The sequence below is a fragment of the Leifsonia sp. 10L418 genome (assembly GCF_056395445.1).
The window spans coordinates 506,180-523,950 of the sequence record NZ_JBFTJN010000001.1; the positions used below are offsets into that span (position 1 = coordinate 506,180).

Here is a 17,771-nt window from a genome sequence, read left to right on the forward strand (position 1 = left end):
CGTGTCTTATGGGTTGGTGCCGATCAGCTGCGCGACTCGGTACTCGACGAGTTCGCCCATCACCAGACCGGTCGAGGTGCGTTTGACGCCGTCAATGGCCAGGATGCGTCCGGCAATGCGATAGAGATCGTCGGCGTCGCGCGCGACCACGTGAACGAGCAGATCGGCCACCCCGGACAGGCCGTGCACCTGCAGCACCTCCGGCACGTCGGCGAGCGTGGACGCGACGGCGCCGAGCTTCCGTTGCTTCACCGTTGTGACGATGAATGCGCGCAACGGATAGCCGAGGAATGCCGGGTCGATCCTCCGCTCGAAGGAGCGCAGCGCCTTCTCGGCGGAGTACCGGGCCAGGCGAGCACGCACGGTGTTGCGGGCGAGCCCGGTCGACTCGGAGATCGCGAGGTTCGTGGCATCGGGATTCGCGACGAGGGCTTTGAGCAGGGCCGCATCGATCGAGTCGGCGGTACGCGAAGTCTCCATAGTGCTCACCATTCTCGGGTCCCTCATGGCCCCATCTGACCATTATGCGCAGTTTGGCGAGCGCGTATTGCGCATCCCGGCCGCTGCTGTTCAGATATCTGCAAGCACTGCATAAATTGCCGACCGATTTAGAAACCCTGTCGCGGCAGCGTGCCGAGCGTCCTTCTTCACAAGAGAGGCATCGCAGAGCTGCGGAACACGACCAGTCGTTCCCGCGCTGCGGCACGCATCCCCTCTCGCGCGAAGGACACTCATGTTTGATTCACTCTCGGTAACCCCGGCCGCCGCGGATGCCCTGGCCACCCACGTCGCGCAGTCGACCGCCACCCCGGCATCCGCCGACCTCGTCGTGACGCTTCGCGAGATCGAACAGCGCGTGCTCTGGCTCGCCACCTCGATCGTGCACCACGCCAACCGGGTGCGCCCGAACACCTCGGGAGTGAAGGTCGGCGGCCACCAGGCGTCGAGCGCGTCGCTGGCGACGATCATGACCTCGCTCTGGTTCGAGCAGTTGCGTGCCGAGGACCGCGTCTCGGTCAAGCCGCACGCCTCCCCCGTGCTGCATGCGATCAACTACCTGCTCGGCACGCTCGACGAGAAATACCTCACGACCCTGCGCGAGTTCGGCGGGCTGCAGAGCTACCCGAGCCGGTCGAAGGATCCCGACCCGGCCGACTACTCGACGGGTTCCGTCGGCATCGGCGCGACCGCACCGCTCTGGGGCGCGATGTCGCGCCGCTACACCGAGACGCTGACCGGGGTGCCGAGCCGGGGGCGTCAGTATTCGCTGCTCGGCGATGCGGAGCTCGACGAGGGCGCCATCTGGGAGGCCGTGCTCGACTCGGCCGTGCAGGACCTCGGCGAGGTCGTCTGGATTGTCGACCTCAACCGTCAGTCGCTCGACCGCGTCGTGCCGAACATCGCGGCCGGCAAGATCGAGAAGCTTTTCGACGCGGCGGGCTGGCAGGTCATCACCGTGCGGTTCGGTCGATTGCTCGAAAGCTTGATGAACCGGGCGGGCGGCGACGCCCTGCGCCGCCGGATCGTCGACATGCAGAACCCCGAATACCAGCGTCTCCTGCGCTGTAACGCCGACGAGCTGCGCTTGCGCCTCCCCGGGGTCGGCGACGACGGCCAGCTGATCGCAGCCCTTATTGCCGAGGTCGACGACGCCACGCTGCTCGCCGCCATCCGCAACCTCGGTGGCCACGATCTCGACGCCCTCCGCGCCGCGTACGCCGAGATCGACGACACCCGGCCGACGGTCATCCTGGCCTACACGGTGAAGGGCCATGGCCTGCCCATCGAGGGCCACCCGCAGAACCACTCGTCGCTCCTGACAGTCGAGCAGTACGAGCAGCTCGCCGCGTCGATGGGCGAGCGGGCGGATGCCCCCTGGTCACGGTTCGACATCGGCACGAACGCCGGACAGGTGTGCAGTGCTGCCGCGGCTCGTCTCGCCCGCGCGGCCGTTCCGGTGGCGACCCCGCCGGCGGTTCCGAACGACCTCGGCCACACCCCGACCGGCACCGGAACCACACAGGCCGCGCTCGGCCGCGCCCTGCTCGACCTCACCCGGGTGGCACCGGACGCCGCGCGTCGCGTGGTCACGGTCAGCCCCGACGTCAGCTCGAGCACCAACCTCGCCGGCTGGATCAACAAGGTCGGCGTCTGGTCGACCGAGGAGCGCCACGACTGGTTCGACGACGACGCCGAGACGATCATGCACTGGCGGCAGCGGCCATCCGGTCAGCACATCGAGCTCGGCATCGCCGAGGTCAACCTCGTCGGACTGATCAGCGAGCTCGGTTCGACCTGGAGTCGCTGGGGCGAGACCCTGTTCCCGATCGGCACGATCTACGACCCCTTCGTCGAACGCGCGCTGGAACCGTGGTCGTTCGGCATGTACGCGGGCGGGCAGTCGATCCTGGTCGGCACGCCGTCGGGCGTCACCCTCGCCTCAGAGGGCGGGGCGCACCAGTCGATCAAGACCCCGTCGATCGGTCTCGAGCAGCCGGAGTGCATCAGCTACGAGCCGGCGTTCGTCGTCGACACGGAGTGGGCCCTGCTCGCTTCGATGGGTCAGCTCGGCCGCCCAGGCGGCAAGTCGGCCTACCTGCGCTTGTCCACCCGTCCGGTGGATCAGAAGCTGGCGCAGATTCCCGCCGATCCGGCCGCGCGCGAACGGCGTCGTCGGCAGGTCGTCGCCGGGGCCTACGTGCTGCGTGCCATCGAATCGCCGGAACTGTCGATCGTGACGATGGGTGCGATGGTGCCGGAGGCGCTGGCTGCGGCCGAACGTCTGACCGGCCAGGGAGTGCGCGTCGAGGTGATCTGCATCACAAGCCCCGGCCTGCTGTTCGAGGCCGTGCAGGCGCGGCAGGGTCAAGGGGATGCGCCGTCGTGGATTCTCGACCAGGTCTTCCCCAGCGAGCGCGCGGTGCCCATGGTGACGGTGCTCGACGGGCATCCGCACACGCTGTCGTTCCTCAGCGGCATCAACCGGGTGGCCAGCCGCAACCTCGGCGTCTCCCGCTTCGGCCAGGCGGGCGACCTGGAGTCGGTCTACCGCTATCACGGCATCGACGCCGACGCCATCGTGCGGGCGGCGCTCGACGTGCGGTCCTAGCCGCACAGAGCCCTCGTCGTCGAACTGTGAGCTTGTGCGCGAAAATCGCCCTGAGACCCACACAAACTCACAGTTCGGCGAGGTACGAAGGGTATGACCACGGCGGGCGCGAGGTACGAGGCTCTGCAAAAGCGTGATGAAGTGGTGCCCCCGCTGGGGTTCGAACCCAGACTGTGACGATTTTAAGTCGTCTGCCTCTGCCAATTGGGCTACGGGGGCGCGCCCGAGAGTCTCGGACGCTTCAAGCGTAGATGCGGATGCTGCAGCGGGCTGCAGCATCCGCGGGGTGTTACTTCGCGGCGACGGCCTCTGCAGTCTTTGCCGAGTCAGCAGCAGCCTTCGACGCAGGAGCCTTCGACGCGGCAGCCTTCGGAGCAGCCTTCGTCGCGGCAGCCTTCGGCTCAGCAACAGTGGTCTCCGTGCCCGTGACGGCCGTCTTGCGCGGCGCACGCGGTGCACGCGGCGCCTTCGCCGGAGCAGCAATCTCAGCGGCTGGCGCCGGAGCCGGAGCGGCTACAGCCGGCGGCTTCGGGCGTGAGGCGAACTCTTCGAAGACAGCGCGCGGGGTCTCCAGCGCGGCGATCGACACGATGTCGCGACCGAGGAACAGGTCGCCGATCCAGTCGCCGACAACGCGGAACTTGCGCTCCCAGCTCGGCATGGCGAGGCCGTGGTAGCCACGGTGTGCAACCCAGGCGAAGAAGCCCTTGATGGCGAAGTTTCCCGACTGGAACACACCGGTGCCCACGCCGAGGCCGGCGACGGCGCCCATGTTCTTGTGGAAGTAATCCTTCGGACCCTCGCCACGCAGCACGGCGACGATGTTCTTCGCGAGCAGCTTGCCCTGGCGCACTGCGTGCTGAGCGTTCGGTACGCAGTTGCCGCCCACTCCGCCACCGCTGAGGTCGGGAACAGCCGTGATGTCGCCGGCGCCCCAGGCGTCGACGACGATGTCGTCTTCGGTGCCCACGCGCAGGTCGGCGCGAACACGGAGACGTCCGCGCTCTTCGATCGGAAGGTCGGTGTTGCGCACGATCGTCGGGTTCGCCATGACGCCGGCAGTCCAGACGATCAGGTCGGTGTCGAAGGTCTCACCGGTCGACAGCTCGATCTTGCCGTCGACAGCGCTCGTAAGCTGCGTGTCGAGGTGGATGGTCGCGCCGCGCTGGTCGAGGTTCTTGATGACCCACTTGCTGGTCTCGAGCGACACCTCGGGCATGATGCGACCCATGGCCTCGATGAGGTGGAAATGAGTCTCTTCGAAGGTGATCTGCGGGTAGTTCTTCAGCAGGCTGCTGGCGAACGAACGCAGTTCGGCGAAGACCTCGATGCCGGCGAAGCCGCCGCCGACGACCACGAAGGTGAGCAGACGGGTGCGCTCGGGGCCGGCCGGAAGCTGGGAGGCCTTGTCGAAGTTGGTCAGAACGCGGTCGCGGATGGCGACGGCTTCTTCAATCGTCTTGAGGCCGATGGCCTGGTCGGCGACACCCGGGATCGGGAACGTGCGCGACACGGCACCGGCGGTGACCACGACGATGTCGTACTTGAATTCGTACGGCTCACCGGTCGGCGGCGTGATCGTTGCCGTCTTCTCGGCGTGGTTCACATTCGTGACCTTGGCCGTGATGATGTTGGTCTTCTTGAGGTGGCGACGGTGTGCGACGACAGCGTGGCGAGCCTCGATCGAGGCTGCAGCAACCTCGGGAAGGAACGGCTGGTAGGTCATGTACGGAAGTGGGTCAACAACGGTGACCTCTGCTTCTCCGGACCGCAACCACTTCTCAAGCTTCCAGGCGGTGTAGAAACCGGCGTAGCCACCACCGACGATGAGAATTTTGGGCACGATGAAAAGGCCTCCTACATGATTACGGATACGCGAGATTCTACGACTTGCGCCGAATTCGCTTGAAATACCGTGCGACCCCAATGGCGAACAGCATCACTAGGATACCAAACCCTGCAAGCACGGCGAGCGGCACCGTCACATACGTCAGTGTGAGCGGATTCGGGAGCCAGGCGGCCGACAGATCGGGGCCGGGCGGTACCGGGTCGGCGATGGCCGGAATCGGCGTTTCGAGGCTCGGGTCCGGCTCCGGCTCGGCCACCGAATTGACCCTGCGGTGCAGATGAATCCAGGCCTTGAGCAGTTCGGTCGGCGTTTCCGACGTGGAATCCGGCACCTTCGCGGTCACCGCCGCGGCAGCGTTGATCAGGCCGTTTCCGTAGATCGGGCTCGGCACTTCGTGCCCGTTCGCGTTGGCCGTCGCGATCACCCGGTCCATCACGCCGGCTGCATCCAGCTTTGGATAGGCCGCCCGCACGAGGGCGACGAGCCCGGTGACGATGGGCGCCGCGGCACTCGTGCCGTCCCACTGAACGTGACCGCCACCCGGCACCACTCCGACCAGCTTCTCACTCGGAGCGGCGACGGAGATCGTGATGCCCTGCGACGACGCGTCGAAACTTGCCTTCTTGGTGCGGTCGACACCGGCCACCGTGAGCACGCCCGGAATTGTCGCGGGGGCTCCGACTTCCGTCGTGCCACTCCCCCGGTTTCCGGCCGCGGCGACGACGACCACATCGTGTTCAAAAGCGTAGAGAAATGCGTCGTCCCAGCTTTCCGGCCAGTCGAGCGTGTTGCGGGTGAGCGACATGTTGATCACGCTGGCGCCGTTGTCGACAGCCCAGCGGATGGCCTCGGCGATTTGGTCGTCGTTGCTCACGGGTGAGGAGGTGGCGCCGAACGCGACGGACACGGCCAAAATCGAGGCCTCAGGGGCCACACCGATCACGCCGGCACCGGGCCCGGTGCCGCGTCCGGCGAGGAGCGACGACACGAGGGTGCCGTGCTCACTTCCTTCACCGACGGGAGTCTGACCATTGGACGAGCCGATGCCGGAGACATCCGTGCCACCGACGACCACCCCGGCGAGCTCGGGCACGCTGGCATCGACACCGGTGTCGATGACGGCGATGGTAATGCCCTTGCCCTTGGTGGTTTTCCACGCCTGGGTGAAGCCGTAGTCGTTCAGCCAGTACTGCAGGTCGCGCACCTGGTCGGCGTGGGCGGGGTGCGCGTCGACGACGACGCTGCCCATGGCCAGCACAGAGGCCAGTCCCAGGGTCAGCGCCGCGCCGAGTCGGCGCCCCGGCCGTCTCATGCGGTCGTGGTGTCCGTGGCGGAGGCGTTCGATGCGTCGTCGCCGGCGCTGTAGTCAATGCAGACGCAGACGTCGGGGCTCCAGGCGGCCCGGGCGAGCGCGAGGTCGCCGATCGGGTTGACACCGGGGCCGGCGGCCAAGGCGTGCCCGGCCAGCGCGTGCAGGCACTTCACCCGCTCCGGCATGCCACCCGAAGAGATTCCGGCGATTTCCGGCACGTCACCGAGCAGGGCGCGGTCGGCGAGAAAGCTCTCGTGGGCGCGAGCGTACGCAGCACGCACCTCTTCGTCGTCGGCGAGAAGCTGGTTGTACTCGTTCATCACCTGGTTCGCTTCGAGAAACGAGATCGCTGCAGTGGCACCGGGGTGGCAGAGGTAGTAGGTGGTCGGGAACGGCGTGCCGTCGGCGAGGCGGGGCGCGGTGGCGACGACGGTCGGAGCTCCGCAGACGCAACGCGCGGCAATGCCGACGACGTCGCGGGCCTGGCGGCCGAGCTGCGCGGAAACGGTGTCGATGTCCTGCGCGGTGAAGGGCTCGAAGGGGGGACGGCTCATTTGGGTGAAGGTTCCTCTGGGGCGAGACCGGCGGTCATGACTGAGGCGAAAACCGACGCCAGCCAGTCGACATCCGTGTCTTGTATTTCGGCGCTGACCGGAGCAATACCGGGGGTACCGGCTGCGGGCAGCGGAAGGTCGTTGATCACCAGAAAATTGATATCTCCTGGAAGCACATAGGACAACCGGTCGCGTGCCTGGGTGGTGACGAAGGTGCGGTCATTCCAGCGCTCGCGCTCGGTCTTCAGCTGGTCGACCGCCGCCTTCTGTTCGGCGACGGCGGCGCTCAGCCGGTCAATTTCTTGACGCTGCTCAGCGTAGATGCGCAGACTGGGTGCCAGCACAACGACGGCCAGGATCAGGATGGCCATCATGACCAGCGAGAATCCCGACGAACGGATGCCGCGGAGCCAACCGCCCGCCGGCGTCACCGGGTCATCGAGCGCGACGGATTTCTTGTCAGTGCCTCTGCGGGCCATGACACTTCCTTCCGTTGGTTCGCGTCGCGGGTTGGCTGACTTGGAAACTGATCAAGCTACGGTACTGCGTGATTGAGATTTCGGGTTGCGGACGCGTCGTAGCAACCACCTACCAATCGTGAAATTCCAATCGTGAAATTCAGAATTCCACTCTCGTTTGGAGTTATTCTTCGCCGACTTCCTCCGCGATCGCACGACGCACGACTACCTGGTCCCCGGGCGACACCCACACGACTGCTGGAGAAGCGTCTGATTCCTCGTAAGTGAGGGTCTTCGTTTGAACTATGCGAGTGATATCCGCTCCTAGCTGCGAGCGAGGTGCTGTGTCTTTGACTCGTCCAACTGAAAACTTTTCAGAAACAAAATTGATCTCGAGCAATACTTTCGCATATACAACTTCGCCAAGCGATTTTCCGGAGTCAGGATCTGTCACTGCGATCACGCGCCGGACAATTGCCTCGTCACCCTTCTGAATTCCGGAAGCTCGCCCAGCTGTGATTGCGAGCTGCGATGGGGCAACAATATTTGCCACCTTCGCATTTGTGACGATTACGTGGTCCTTACTCATCTGGACTCCTCTGGCTGTGGCTCATCTGCTGTACGGAATGGATCGCGGCGATTGCTGGTTTCCCTCACTGGAAGCCGCAATGCGCGAAGTTCAACTCCGGCAGGAGGACGCGGGTCATGCTCTACACGTTCGGTAAGGGCACTCCAAAATCCGGTCGAGGTTGCCTCAACGCAGATTGCAAAGGCGAGATCGCGATCACGCTCAACAGAAATAATCTCAATCACTCCCTTGATTTGGCCAGTGACAGTAAAGCTGACTTGAAATCGCGCTCCGACTTCCGCAAAAGGCTCGCTGAGAGAAAGTACCATCGCAAGGTTTCCTTCATAGACTGCAATCGAATTTATCTGGGTGGGGCCAGAGATCGTCGCCAAAACGGATCCAACCGCCTGAGCACGGCCTTCCTCGATGCCTTCATCGCGGGCAGCAAGCGCTCTTGCATCGGCAGCGACCATCTCAGCGCGGCACGCCGACAGCTCGGCTTCAAGCTCGCCCAATTGCGCCTGCACTATAGGGTGATTCCTGACTATCAGAAGGAGCTTGCTTACCTTCGGCCAGATGATTCCCATCATCGCGATGACCGCGGCGCAGACAACGAGTATCCAAAAAACCCCTTGGAGATGAACTGCATCCGCCGCAAACCATAGTCCAGCCACACCTGCGAGAGACGCGAGAGCTCCCCAGAAGCGAAGCCAGAACTTCAGCAACTCCCCCACCTCCTATTTTGTGCATATCGACAGCCACCACGTATGTGTCCTGAGCATGGGAAGACATATGCACCGCGTCACATAATGAAGGTCAAACGCCCCTGACAAAGCAGGGGCGTTTGACCCGACAGAACTAAGCCTTGAAACGCGGGAAAGCGGAGCGGCCTGCGTAGACCGCTGCCTCACCCAGCTCTTCTTCGATCCTCAGCAACTGATTGTACTTAGCGACGCGCTCGCTGCGGGCAGGCGCACCGGTCTTGATCTGACCGGCGTCCGTGGCGACGGCGAGGTCGGCGATGGTGGTGTCTTCGGTCTCACCGGAGCGGTGCGACAGGATGGCCGTGTAGCCGGCGCGCTGCGCGAGAGCGACAGCATCCAGCGTCTCGGTCAGGGTGCCGATCTGGTTGACCTTGATCAGGATGGAGTTGCCGGCCTTGAGCTCGAGGCCCTTGGCCAGGCGCACGGGGTTGGTCACGAACAGGTCGTCGCCGACGATCTGCACCTTGTCGCCGATTTCGGCGGTGAGGTGAACGTAGCCGTCCCAGTCCTCTTCTTCCAGCGGGTCTTCGATCGAGACCAGCGGGTACGCGTCGACCAGTTCGCCGTAGTACGCGACGAGCTCCTGCGCGGTGAGCGCCTTGCCTTCGAAGTGGTACGCGCCATCCTTGTAGAACTCGGTGGCGGCACAGTCGAGAGCCAGAGCGATGTCTTTGCCGGGTACGTAGCCGGCGATCTGAATGGCTTCGACGATGAGGTCGAGTGCCGCACGGTTGCTCGGCAGGTTCGGAGCGAATCCGCCCTCGTCGCCGAGGCCGGTGGAGAGGCCCTTCGACTGCAGCAGGCCCTTGAGGGCGTGGTAGGTCTCGACGCCCCAACGAAGCGCTTCGCTGTAGGTCTCTGCACCGAGCGGAACGATCATGAACTCCTGGATGTCCACATCGTTGTCGGCGTGCGAGCCACCGTTGATGATGTTCATCAGCGGAACCGGCAGGGTGTGTGCGTTCGGGCCACCGAGGTAGCGGAACAGCGGCAGGCCGCTGGACTTGGCCGAGGCCTTGGCGACGGCCAGGCTGACGCCGAGGATGGCGTTGGCGCCGACGCGCTCCTTGTTGGTCGTGCCGTCGGTTTCCATCAGAACGGCGTCGACGATGCGCTGGTCGGTCGAGTCGAGGTCTTCGACGGCCGGGCCGAGCTCGTCGAGAACGGCGTCGACGGCCTTGAGCACGCCCTTGCCGAGGTAACGCGACTTGTCGCCATCGCGCAGTTCGTACGCCTCGAAGGCACCGGTTGACGCACCGGAGGGAACGGCGGCGCGGCTGACCGTGCCATCCTCAAGCAAAACCTCGACCTCAACAGTCGGATTGCCTCGGGAGTCAAGAATTTCGCGAGCTACTACAGCCTCAATGAGAGCCACAACTATCTCCTGTGTTTGGTGCGGATAATTTGGAGAAAACGACGGTGTATTCCGCGTTCAGTCTAGAAGACCCGGGCGGGCCTCACGAAAGCTAGCTGCCGAGCGGCTTGAATTCCAGCGAGCGAGCGATGCCGGCCGCGTCGAACCCGTCGCCGGCAGCTTCAACGGATGCGTCACTCGCGGCAGCCGCGGCCGGCAGGAATGCGAAGCTTCCGAACCCGTCGGTCTCCGCGCGGGCCAGCAGCGCCTTGATGTTCTTGGTGCGCTGCGTCAGCCGCACCCGCTTGCCCTGGCCCACGAGCGCGAGCTTGACCGCCACGAGCTGTGCCGGATCGGCGTCGGCGTCGTGCAGTAGAACGACCGAGTTTTCGGCCGCTGCGGCATCCGCTTCAAGCAGGTCGACGATGCGCTCGAATCCGATCGAGAAGCCGCAGGCGGGAACGTCGGTGCCGAGGAATCGACCGATCATGCCGTCGTAGCGTCCGCCGCCGCCGAGGGAGTAGCTCAGGTCGGGGTGTGAGATCTCGAAAATGGTGCCGGTGTAGTACCCCATGCCCCGCACCAGGGTGGGGTCGAAGACCAGCTCGACCTCGGGCAGTGCGGCGCGGAGCGCCAGCAGATCGGCGTAGGCGGACGCGTCGAGCCACGTCGGCGCCTGCTCCGGGCTCGTGGTGAGATTCCAGCCGGCCGAAGCGATGGAGCCGAGCACGTCGGCGATGCCGTCGGTCGTGATGCCGAGGCCACGGAGCTCGGTGACGACGCCGTCGACACCGATCTTGTCGAGCTTGTCGATGGTGATCAGGGCGCGTTCGGTCAGGTCGGCGCCGATCCCCCAGGTGCCGAGCAGGGTGCTCAAGATGCGGCGGTCGTTGATGCGGATCGAGCAGCCGGTGAGTCCGAGCGCGTCGAGCGCTGCCGAGGTGGCGCTGATCAGCTCGATCTCGGCGAGCGCACTGGCTTCGCCGATCACGTCGATGTCGCATTGCATGAACTGGCGGTAGCGCCCCTTCTGCGGGCGTTCCGCGCGCCAGACCGGCGCGATCTGGATCGAACGGAACACGGTGGGCAGGTTCGCCCGGTGCGTGGCATAAAACCTCGCCAACGGAACCGTCAAGTCGAAGCGGAGGCCCAGGTCGGCCAGCGACAGCAGGTCACCGCTTTCGGCGGCGGCTGAGACATCCGCTTCACTCAGGCCACGCTTCATCACGGCGAAGGCGAGCTTCTCGTTGTCGCCGCCGAGGCCGGAGTGCAGGCGAGCCGAGTCCTCCATCACCGGGGTCTCGATCTCGTCGAACCCATGTGCGGCGAAGCTCGAGCGGATCACGCCGAGGGCGTGCTCCCGAGTTGACTTTTCGTGGGGAAGAAAATCGCGCATGCCGCGGGGCGGGGTCACAGAAGCTGCCATGTCTCAATTCTGTCAGGTCGGCCGCGCCCTCTCGGCCAGGCCCTGCGCACAGAGTCGGCCCCGATGCGCACCGGGTGACCGGGCGCATCGGGGCCGCTGTGAGCGCGAAGGGGCTAGATCGCCCCGCCGGCCGCCGACGGCGCGTCGGAGTCGACACCGGAGTCGCCGACGGTTTCGCGGGCCACGAAGTTCTCAATGTCGAAGAGGTTCTCCCCGGCACGCTGAGCGATGGTCAGCAGGGTCGACATGGAGGCGACCTCCTCGACCTGCTCCTTGAGGAACCAGAGCATGGCCTGCTCACCGAGCGCGTCGCCATCGGCACGGGCTGCGCGAAACAGGGCCTCGATCTGGGACGTGACCTGCTTCTCCTGAGCCAGCGCCAGGGCGATCGGCTCGACGATGTTGGCGAAGTCGTTGACCACGGCGGGGATGCCCGGAATCTCGACACCCAGATCACGGTCGATGCGGTACTGCACGAGCATCATCGCGTGGTTGCGCTCTTCGATCGACTGGCGATAGAAATGCGCGGCAAGCTGCGGCATGTCGTGATTGTCGAACCACACCGCGATGGCGATGTATTGCTGCGACGCAGCAAACTCGTTGCCGATTTGACTGGACAGAAGCGCGTTGAAAGAAGTCTCACTCATGCTCTGACGGTACCGGTCCCGGCGCGTCGGCGCGAGGGTGGAGAGGCTATCCAAACATCGCTCAGTCGAGCGTGCCGAACAGTCCCTGGCCGTGATCGGACAACGCGTCGAACGCCTCCCCGTAGGTCTCGGGAACTTTGGCTCCCGGCGTGCCGTAGCGGGCGACCAACAGCCCGAGCAGCCCGGTGGCCGGCGCGCTGAGCGGACGGTCGCGGTTATCTTCTTTCGGGTGCGGCACCGCCTCGGGGTTCGGCGGCGTGTACTGCGGATGCGTGTCGGGCCAGTCGGATGCCGGGCGCGGCTTGGTCAGGTTCACCAAGCTGAAGAGGTCGTTGGCTCCGGCATCGCGATTGGTCAGCGGGGCCAGCCCGTGCAGTCGGCTGAGCGTGCGGATGACCGAGGCGTGATGCATCTCATCGTTGATCACCGTGCCCGCCTTGGTATACGCCGAGATGGCGATCGCCGGCACCCGAAGTCCCAGGCGGTCGAAAGTGAAGCCCATCTCTCCCGGCTCGGCCTCATCGGTCGGCGGTACGGCGCGCGGCGGGCGCACGTGGTCGAAGGTTCCGCCGTGTTCGTCGAACGTGACCAGAAAGAGGGTGTTGTTGGCATTCGAGCCCTTCGGGGAGGCACTGGCGCGAATCGACGAGTAGACGTCATGCAGCAAGGCTTCGCCGGCACGCACATCCGACAGCGCGCCATTGAAGATGTCGACGCCTTCGACATCCGATTCCTCGAGATGTCCGATCGGCGGATGCATATCGTTGTGGTTGAAGGTCATGCGCGGTTCGATGAACGCGTAGGCCGGGAGGTTTCCGTTCTTCACGTCGAGGTAGTACTGCTCCATCGTGCGGAAGTTGGTTTTCCAGTACTTTTCGAGAACCGGGGCGTGAATCATTCCGGTGAACGAGATGAGTTGCGCCTCGTCGTAGTAGACCCGCCAGCTGAGTCCGGCGTCCTGCAGCCGGTTGAAGATCGTCGGCGTCGGAGGAGCATCGAGCCATTTCTGGTAGCCGCCGTCGCCTCGATTCGTGACGAAACCGTGCGAGGTACTCGCATGAAAGAACGACCGGTTGCAGAACGTCTGCGACGGAACCGCGCAGAACCAGGAGTCGAAGACGGTGAAGTTGCGGGCCAGCGTCGATGTGACCGGGAGCATCTGCGGCGAGAAACCGCCCATCGCCACGGCAAGCTGCTCCCTGGTCGGTGACTTGCCCTTGTTCAGCCGACGGAAGTTGATGTCATAGTCACGCACAAACCCCGAGTTCTTGGGCGTCTGGCCGGGAGCCGGGGCATTGTATGGTGCCTTCCAGGATCCGGCGGAGAGATCGGCGTTCGAAGCCGGGTCGACGATATCGAAGAGCTGGGTGTTGACGTGCGGGTATTCCTCGCCGGGGTCGGGGTTCGGCTGACTCATGATCGAGTCGGTGCTGCCGGTGTAGACATGGGCGTCGATGACGGTGCCGTCCGGGGCAGCGTTGTGATAGTTGCCCATCGCCAGGCCGTCGAATTTCTGCCCGGCTGGAACCGTGTCACGGGTGTACAGCCAACCCAGCAGGTTGTCGAAGGAACGGTTCTCGAACATCAACACGACAACGTGATCGAAGCCGGGTTCGTGCCGGGGATCGAGTGGCGCCGAGCGCTCGTCGTCGCCCTCTACGCTGGCCGCGCCGAGCGCCGCCCCAATGGCTCCCCCGGTCGCGCCGCCGACCGCGAACCCGGCAGCGGCAAGGCCGGCGCCCTTCAGAAACGAGCGGCGGGAGGGCTTTTCGGCGGAGGTGTCACTCGGAGACATAGGTCATCTTTGCATCGGTGTACCGATTACGCCGGCATCGAACGGGTCGCCACCAGCCGAAGACTCCGCCTCGGCGCTGCGAATCTCGTCTTGGAGGTCGCGTACCGCGGTGCGCAACGCACGTTCGGCATCCAGCCCCTGCGACTTCGCCGCTGCGACGATCGCCAGCAGCAGCGGGCCCAGCTCGTCTTCGCTGCCAAGAGCCATCGAGGGCTCGGTCTCCACCTCGATCAGGCCGATCTTCTCCGCCCGGCCCAGTACCTTGTCGGCGAGCGCCAGTGCCGGCATCCCCTGCGGAATCCCGTCGAGCACGCTCGTGCGGTGCGGCTTCTCCTGCGCCTTGAAGTCGTCCCAGGCCGCGACGACGTCGTCGGCGGTGTCGAGCGTGAGATCGCCGAAGACGTGGGGGTGCCGACCGACCATCTTCTGGTTCATCGCCGCGGCGACATCCTGAATGTCGAAGTCTTCACCGCTCGTGTGGGCGGCGATGTCGGCGTGGAAGAGCACCTGGTAGAGCACGTCGCCGAGCTCTTCGAGCATCTCGTCGCGGTTGCCTGACTCGATCGCCTCGATGAGTTCGTGGCTCTCCTCGGTCAGATACTGCACGAGCGAGGCGTGGGTCTGGTCGGCGTCCCAGGGGCAGCCGCCGGGGGCGCGCAGCTTCGCCACCGTCTCGATCAGGGTGTCGAGTTCGCTCGGCGTCGATGCCGTCGGCTCTTCGTTCGGCACGGATGCGGCGGAAGCGGCGGTCGGCGCGGATGACGCGGATGGCACGGCCGGCGCGGCCGAACCTGCGGCTGAGAACAAGGGGTTGGTCACGAGAGCTCCTCTGGGTTGGTTCTATCGTAGGCATGTCGACCGGCTTCGAATCGGGGTTTTGCTAGGCTGGGCGTGGTGAGCCGGGAAGTCTGGTCGGCGGACGAAGCAATTCGTTCATTACTCTTCGACCACCCCCGACGGGGCAGGCAGGATTCCCATGAAAATCATCCGCTCTGAGCGCTACGCCGCCGGACTTCTTCTCGCCGCGGCCGCTATCGGCCTCATTCTGGCGAACACTCCGATCGGGCCGGCCCTGATCAACGCGCTCGGCGCCCACATCGACATGCCTCTTCTTGGCCTCGATCTCTCAACCAAGCACTGGATCAGCGACGGCCTGCTCGCGATCTTCTTCTTTCTCGTCGCCGTCGAGCTGAAACGTGAACTCGTCATCGGCGATCTGAACAGCTTCAGCAAGGCCGCTCTTCCCGCATTGGCCGCCATGGGCGGAGTGATCATTCCGGCCGGCGTCTACCTGCTCATCACGAGCGGCAGCGGGCTCAGCGCCGGCTGGCCGGTGCCGACCGCCACGGACATCGCCTTCGCTCTCGGTGTGCTCGCCGTCTTCGGCCGCGGCATCCCGACCCGTGTGCGCGTTTTCTTGCTGGCCCTCGCCGTGCTCGACGACCTGGTCGCGATTCTGATCATCGCCTTCTTCTTCACCCAAGACCCCCAATTGCAGTTCATCGGGTACGCCGCCATCGCCGCCACCGCGTTCGGGCTGGTCAGCCGGATGCTGAAGCCCCGGTCAGCGTGGGTGCTCTCGCGTCGCCCGGCCTGGCCACTCGTCATCGTGCTCGTCATCCTCGGCGTGCTCACCTGGTACTTCACGCTGCGCTCCGGTGTGCACGCCACCATCGCCGGCGTCATCCTCGGGCTCGTGATGGCCCGGATTCCGGCCGGGAGAGCACATCACATCCTCGAGCCTTTCTCGAACGGCTTCGTTCTCCCGTTATTCGCACTCACCGCCGCGATGGTGGCAATTCCGCAGGTGTCGATCAGTGAACTGAGCCCGGCATTTTGGGGCATCCTGGTCGCGTTGCCGGTGGGCAAGCTGCTCGGCATCACCCTGGCCGGCGGGCTCGGCATCCTGATCGCCCGGGACCGGTCGGTTCTGAAATTCCCCGACATCATGATGGTGGCCTGCCTCGGCGGGATCGGATTCACCGTGTCGCTGCTGATGAGTGAACTGGCCTTCGCCAGACAGCACGAGGTCGCGGATGAGGGAACCCTCGCCGTGTTGCTTGGCTCCGGAATCTCGATCGTCGCCGCGGCCATCTTCGTGACTCTGCGTGCGAAGCACTACCGCCAGATCTCGCATCACCACGAGGCGGCGACTGCGGAGTAGTCATTCTCGGTGGTTGAGGAGCGCCCGACGGAGTCGGCCGCGTCTCGAAACCGCGTGAGCCGATCCTTGAACCGTGGTTGGGTTTGAAGATCGACTCACCGGGTTTCGAGACGGCCCTGGCGGGCCTCCTCAACCACCGAAACGTTCTAGCGCGGGCTGGAGCCGATGGCGACGATGACAACGCCGATGACGATCAGCACGGGAATCGTCATGATCGCGATTCCGCCCGGGTGACCGAGGTTGACCGTCCAGCCGACCCCGAACCGCTTCGGCACCCAGAGTGCCGGATCGTTGCGGTTCAGGTAGATCATGCCGCCCTTCCAAAAGCGGTCGTCGTCGGGGGTGTCGGCGCGCTGGGTGGAACCTGCGGCTACGGATGCCGAGGCACCCGCGTCTGAGGCGGCTGACGCTCCTGCTCCCGCCGTGACCGCGACCCGGCGAACGATTCTGCGCTGACGCACCAGGAAGACGCCGATCAGCAGGAAGATCAGCACGGGGGCCAGAATCGCGATTGCGAGATTCACCGCCTCGTTGTGCGGTGTAAACCAGCTCTGCAGACTGATCGCCCCAAAGATCGCGGCGAGCACGAGGGTGAGCTGGCCGACGAGCTGCTGCATGAGATCCTGCATCGCGAGCTGCTGCTCTGCGCTGTAGTCGGCGACCCGTCGCAGCGGAATCCGGCTCGTCAACCGGGCGATGCTGAACAGAAACACAATCATGCCCAGCCCGATCAACAGTGGACCGAAGACCGACCAGACCGACTTCGGTGCGAAGCCGTCGGCCTCACCGGCGGCGTTCCAGTGGGTCGTCAGAGTCGTCGGCAGCGAGTCGTAGAGTGACACGCCGAACGCGGCGACAACGGCGAGCAGCACCGTGGCCGCGATATACCAGCCGATCGGGGTCGACGCGCGAGTCTGGGTTGCGGTGAGCGTTCCGCTGAGGCGCACCGGGACATCCTGGTACCAGTGCTCAGCGGCCTTGGCCCGTTGGATGCTTCGACGGCACACGACGTAGGCGCCGATCGAGAGCACGAGCTGCAGCAGCACCGGCACGATGACCGCGGCGACCACGGAGACACCGGCCAGCAACAGAGCCGCGAGGGCGCTCACGGCGAACGCTATGCCGACAGCCCACCGATATCGCTTCACCGCTTCGAGCACAACCGGCTCTCCGGTGCGCTGCTGCGGGATGCTGACGCCGAGCGGCAGGGTCGCCCGCGTGATCGACGGCATGAGGAGCAACATCACCGCGACGAACGCCATGATGAGAAGGGGAAGGACGACAGCGAACCAACTCATGGGACTTCAGGACTTTCCGTGTGTGGTGAGTGAGGCGAGGTGTTGCGCAGCGCGGCGAACGCATGAACAATCTGCTCGGTGCGCGCCAGAATCTCGGAGTCGGTGACGCCTTGCACGACCGCTTCGGCGAGGAGCGTCGACAGCCGGGCCGACCAGTCGTCGACGAAGTTCGGTGTGGCCACCGCGTCGCCCGGGCCGCGTGCGATCACCGAACCCGACTTGTGGTTGGTGCGGATCAGGCCTTCCTGCCGCAGCGCGTCGTAGGCCTTGCTCACCGTTTGCACGTTGATTCCGAATTCGAGAGCGAGCTGGCGCACCGAGGCGAGCTGCTCCCCCGGCACGAGCACGCCGGAGGCGATCGCCTCGACCGCCCGGTCTCTGATCTGCTGATAAATCGGGACTTGTGACTGCGGATCGATTTCAATCTGCATGATTGCCCCTCCAATCTGTTCCGTCTGTACCACTATAGACAA

At 64.9% G+C, this 17,771-nt stretch carries 16 protein-coding genes and 1 tRNA gene; 3 read left to right on the forward strand and 14 right to left on the reverse strand.

Translation table 11 applies throughout. The features are described 5' to 3' along the window. Window positions 1-6: 6 nt before the first annotated feature. Window positions 7-480: an Lrp/AsnC family transcriptional regulator gene (locus AC1DCF_RS02360; protein ID WP_477209608.1), complete on the reverse strand. Its 474-nt coding sequence runs from the start codon at window positions 478-480 to the stop codon at window positions 7-9. 253 nt (window positions 481-733) lie between these two features. Between AC1DCF_RS02360 and AC1DCF_RS02365 the strand changes: the two genes are divergently transcribed. Continuing rightward, window positions 734-3,109, forward strand: a complete 2,376-nt coding sequence (locus tag AC1DCF_RS02365) for a transketolase-like TK C-terminal-containing protein (RefSeq protein ID WP_477209609.1) — start codon at window positions 734-736, stop codon at window positions 3,107-3,109. A 142-nt stretch (window positions 3,110-3,251) separates the two neighbouring features. Here AC1DCF_RS02365 and AC1DCF_RS02370 read toward each other — a convergent pair. The 6 genes from AC1DCF_RS02370 to AC1DCF_RS02395 all read right to left on the reverse strand — a co-directional run bounded on the left by AC1DCF_RS02370 (window position 3,252) and on the right by AC1DCF_RS02395 (window position 7,871). Continuing rightward, window positions 3,252-3,328, reverse strand: a tRNA-Leu gene (locus AC1DCF_RS02370). A 70-nt stretch (window positions 3,329-3,398) separates the two neighbouring features. Next, window positions 3,399-4,952 carry an NAD(P)/FAD-dependent oxidoreductase gene (locus tag AC1DCF_RS02375; RefSeq protein WP_477209610.1) on the reverse strand — a complete coding sequence of 518 codons (1,554 nt, stop codon included), beginning with the start codon at window positions 4,950-4,952 and terminating at the stop codon, window positions 3,399-3,401. A 40-nt stretch (window positions 4,953-4,992) separates the two neighbouring features. Further along, complete coding sequence (locus AC1DCF_RS02380; protein WP_477209611.1) at window positions 4,993-6,270, reverse strand: S8 family peptidase; 1,278 nt, start codon at window positions 6,268-6,270, stop codon at window positions 4,993-4,995. Next, window positions 6,267-6,824: a DUF501 domain-containing protein gene (locus tag AC1DCF_RS02385; RefSeq protein ID WP_477209612.1), complete on the reverse strand. Its 558-nt coding sequence runs from the start codon at window positions 6,822-6,824 to the stop codon at window positions 6,267-6,269. The genes AC1DCF_RS02380 and AC1DCF_RS02385 overlap by 4 nt, the downstream gene beginning before the upstream one ends. Further along, window positions 6,821-7,303 carry an FtsB family cell division protein gene (locus AC1DCF_RS02390; protein ID WP_441792625.1) on the reverse strand — a complete coding sequence of 161 codons (483 nt, stop codon included), beginning with the start codon at window positions 7,301-7,303 and terminating at the stop codon, window positions 6,821-6,823. The genes AC1DCF_RS02385 and AC1DCF_RS02390 overlap by 4 nt, the downstream gene beginning before the upstream one ends. Window positions 7,304-7,466: 163 nt before the next feature. Next, entirely contained in the window at window positions 7,467-7,871 is a 405-nt protein-coding gene (locus AC1DCF_RS02395; RefSeq protein WP_477209613.1) for a hypothetical protein, read from the reverse strand. 116 nt (window positions 7,872-7,987) lie between these two features. On the opposite strand from AC1DCF_RS02395, the gene AC1DCF_RS02400 reads away from it, so the two are divergent. Next, complete coding sequence (locus tag AC1DCF_RS02400; protein WP_477209614.1) at window positions 7,988-8,515, forward strand: hypothetical protein; 528 nt, start codon at window positions 7,988-7,990, stop codon at window positions 8,513-8,515. A 193-nt stretch (window positions 8,516-8,708) separates the two neighbouring features. Here the strand turns inward: AC1DCF_RS02400 and eno are convergent, their stop codons facing one another. From eno to AC1DCF_RS02425, 5 genes are all read right to left on the reverse strand, one after another. Then, window positions 8,709-9,989: a phosphopyruvate hydratase gene (gene eno / locus AC1DCF_RS02405; protein WP_441792626.1), complete on the reverse strand. Its 1,281-nt coding sequence runs from the start codon at window positions 9,987-9,989 to the stop codon at window positions 8,709-8,711. A 91-nt stretch (window positions 9,990-10,080) separates the two neighbouring features. Beyond that, window positions 10,081-11,394, reverse strand: coding sequence for a histidine--tRNA ligase (gene hisS / locus AC1DCF_RS02410; protein ID WP_477209615.1), 1,314 nt, complete (start codon window positions 11,392-11,394; stop codon window positions 10,081-10,083). Window positions 11,395-11,507: 113 nt separating this feature from the next. Then, window positions 11,508-12,041: a ferritin gene (locus tag AC1DCF_RS02415; RefSeq protein ID WP_441792628.1), complete on the reverse strand. Its 534-nt coding sequence runs from the start codon at window positions 12,039-12,041 to the stop codon at window positions 11,508-11,510. 61 nt (window positions 12,042-12,102) lie between these two features. Beyond that, window positions 12,103-13,836: an alkaline phosphatase family protein gene (locus tag AC1DCF_RS02420; protein WP_477209616.1), complete on the reverse strand. Its 1,734-nt coding sequence runs from the start codon at window positions 13,834-13,836 to the stop codon at window positions 12,103-12,105. Window positions 13,837-13,839: 3 nt separating this feature from the next. Further along, window positions 13,840-14,655: a nucleoside triphosphate pyrophosphohydrolase gene (locus AC1DCF_RS02425; RefSeq protein ID WP_477209617.1), complete on the reverse strand. Its 816-nt coding sequence runs from the start codon at window positions 14,653-14,655 to the stop codon at window positions 13,840-13,842. A 157-nt stretch (window positions 14,656-14,812) separates the two neighbouring features. On the opposite strand from AC1DCF_RS02425, the gene AC1DCF_RS02430 reads away from it, so the two are divergent. Beyond that, the gene (locus tag AC1DCF_RS02430) at window positions 14,813-16,000 is read left to right on the forward strand and encodes a Na+/H+ antiporter NhaA (protein ID WP_477209618.1); all 1,188 of its coding nucleotides are present in this window, start codon (window positions 14,813-14,815) and stop codon (window positions 15,998-16,000) included. A 146-nt stretch (window positions 16,001-16,146) separates the two neighbouring features. Here AC1DCF_RS02430 and AC1DCF_RS02435 read toward each other — a convergent pair whose 3' ends face one another. After that, window positions 16,147-17,298 (reverse strand): DUF1648 domain-containing protein, encoded by a 1,152-nt coding sequence (locus tag AC1DCF_RS02435; protein ID WP_477209619.1) that lies wholly within the window; start codon window positions 17,296-17,298, stop codon window positions 16,147-16,149. Beyond that, complete coding sequence (locus AC1DCF_RS02440; RefSeq protein WP_477209620.1) at window positions 17,295-17,729, reverse strand: GntR family transcriptional regulator; 435 nt, start codon at window positions 17,727-17,729, stop codon at window positions 17,295-17,297. Before AC1DCF_RS02440 ends, AC1DCF_RS02435 begins: the two co-directional genes overlap by 4 nt. Between the last annotated feature and the right edge of the window lie 42 nt (window positions 17,730-17,771).